Raw genomic sequence first — 2,138 nt, 5'->3', positions numbered from 1 at the left:
GACGCGCTGGATTTGATCAGCGGTTTGGTCCGCCGCCAGTGCTGAAGCCTGTTACGAGGTGCAGCCGATGAGCCGTTGCTCTACCGTGACGCCGGGCATCATTTGCCGTAAACCGGCAATCAATTCGTCGCCCGCCTCGTGCAGCGCCGCCAACGGCATCGCCGGCAGGCTCTCCAGGATGAACCACATCCGCTCGGCCTCGGCGCTCAACCGGGTTCTGACCCCCTGGCGCCAATTCCAGCGGCGGCAGGTCACGCCGCGATCGTCGCGCCAAACCACCTCCCCCGCCTCCGGCGATTCATGGATCAGCGCCCCCTCTTTGACGGTATCAAACAGTTCGCTGCCATCCGCGACGATCAGCCGCGGCTCGCCGACATAGGCCGCGATATTCTCGCCCCCCACCGGCACGGCATAACGAATGCTGACGGCGTTATAGAGATCGACGACCGGATCGATGCTGGGCATCGTGCCGTCGCGCAGCGCGCGCTTGCGCAGGGCGTCGGCGGAACAGGGCGTACGCTTGGGTTTGGCGCCAAACTGCATGAACACCTCGCGCCAGGCCGTGAGATGCGCCTCTGCCCAGGGTGCGTCTTCCTCGCCGAGGGCGCGACAGGCTTGCGCCAACGCCAATGCCCCCACGTCCGGATGGGTTATGGGAGCCGCAACCGCGGTAATGCTTAACGCCCGGAAACCGGGTGCCAGCGCAGCGACGGCCGGATCGATTGACGGATCGACTAAAATCATTGAATAATCCTATATTGACCATTTTATTTCATAATATTGACCGATGAACGCCAAAGTCAACAGACCGACCGAGTTCGGCGCCGACGTGCAAACCGTCAGCGAAGCGGTGTCGCACCGCATCAAGCAACAAAGAAAAAGCCAAAAGCTATCGCTGGATGAACTGTCGCGCCGGGCGGGCGTCAGCAAAGGCATGCTGGTGGAGATCGAGAAAGGCGCCGCCAATCCCAGCATCGCCATCCTGTGCAAGCTCGCGGCGGCGCTGGGTCTGTCGGTGGCGGACATCGTCAACGTCACCCGCGCGCCCGCCGCCTTCCTGATTGAAAGCCAAGATATTCCCACGCTGTGGCATGGCGATCGCGGCGGCTCGGCCCGTTTGCTCGCGGGCACCCAAGGCCCGAACATGATAGAACTGTGGCGGTGGGAAATGGCGCCGGGGGAGGCCTATGCATCGGGCGGCCACCCGACGGGCACCTTCGAGCTGCTGCACGTTGAGCAAGGCGTCTTGAGCCTGGCCGTCGAACAGACCGAGCTCATGATTGCGCCGGGCTGTTCGGCAGTCGCCAAAACGGACGGCCCGCACCGGTACGCCAACGAAGGCGAAGACACGCTGATTTTCACCATGACGGTCGCCGAATTGCACGCCTGAACGGCGGCCCTGACCTGAACGCTTGCACAGGAGAAGAACCATCATGACAACCCCTGCCCCACGGGAGTGGCGGCGTGCGGACTATCTCGTCAGCACCGATCCCGTTCTGCTGGATCTCGATGCCATCCACGCTTTTCTGACCCGTTCGTCATGGGCGGAGGGAATCGATAAAGAGACCGTCCGCCAGTCGCTCGCCCACAGCCTGTGCTTCGGTTTGTATCACGAGGCCAGGCAGATCGGTTTCGCCCGGCTGGTCACCGATTACGCCACTTTCGGCTATCTGTGCGACGTGTACGTGCTGGAAACGTACCAAAAGAGCGGGCTGGGCCTATGGCTGGCAGAATGCTGTCAGGCCCATCCGCTGATGGCGACGCTGCGGCGAGTCATGCTGGTCACCAGCACCGCCCCCTGGCTCTACGAAAAAGTGGGCTATAGCGCCATCAACCGCCCCGACTTTGTCTGGCAGATCGCCCGGCCGGACATTTACCGACGGTAGCGCTATTTCAGCGCCTGCTCGGCCAACAGCCCGAGGGCGATCACGATCATCGCCGCGCCGGAGATGCGCCCCACCACCTTCGCGGCCTGCGGGCGAGTGCGCAGCACCGACTGCGAACCAAACCCCACCAGCAGATACACCAGGCCGCAGCTGATCAAATGCACGACGCCCAACGCCAGCATCTGCATCGGCACCGACCATTCGGCTCGGGCGTCGGTAAACTGCGGCAGCAGCGCCAGAAACAGCAGAAAC

3 protein-coding genes and 1 pseudogene are annotated in these 2,138 nt (G+C 63.0%); 2 read left to right on the top strand and 2 right to left on the bottom strand.

The annotated features are described in order from the left end of the window. Nucleotides 1-51: 51 nt before the first annotated feature. Complete coding sequence (locus ADK28_RS01205; RefSeq protein ID WP_016926735.1) at nt 52-744, bottom strand: B3/B4 domain-containing protein; 693 nt, start codon at nt 742-744, stop codon at nt 52-54. A 43-nt stretch (nt 745-787) separates the two neighbouring features. On the opposite strand from ADK28_RS01205, the gene ADK28_RS01200 reads away from it, so the two are divergent. Further along, a complete protein-coding gene (locus ADK28_RS01200) occupies nt 788-1,390 on the top strand; it encodes an XRE family transcriptional regulator (protein WP_016926734.1) in 603 nt (200 codons plus the stop codon). Between the two features lie 43 nt (nt 1,391-1,433). Next, nucleotides 1,434-1,886, top strand: a complete 453-nt coding sequence (locus ADK28_RS01195) for a GNAT family N-acetyltransferase (protein WP_016926733.1) — start codon at nt 1,434-1,436, stop codon at nt 1,884-1,886. Between the two features lie 2 nt (nt 1,887-1,888). Here ADK28_RS01195 and ADK28_RS01190 read toward each other — a convergent pair. Continuing rightward, nucleotides 1,889-2,138: pseudogene (locus tag ADK28_RS01190) on the bottom strand (LysE family translocator); the annotation flags it as partial.

The organism is Serratia sp. 506_PEND, assembly GCF_001076875.1.
GTDB lineage: Bacteria > Pseudomonadota > Gammaproteobacteria > Enterobacterales > Enterobacteriaceae > Serratia > Serratia marcescens.
This window is presented reverse-complemented; position numbering and strand designations above follow the sequence as displayed.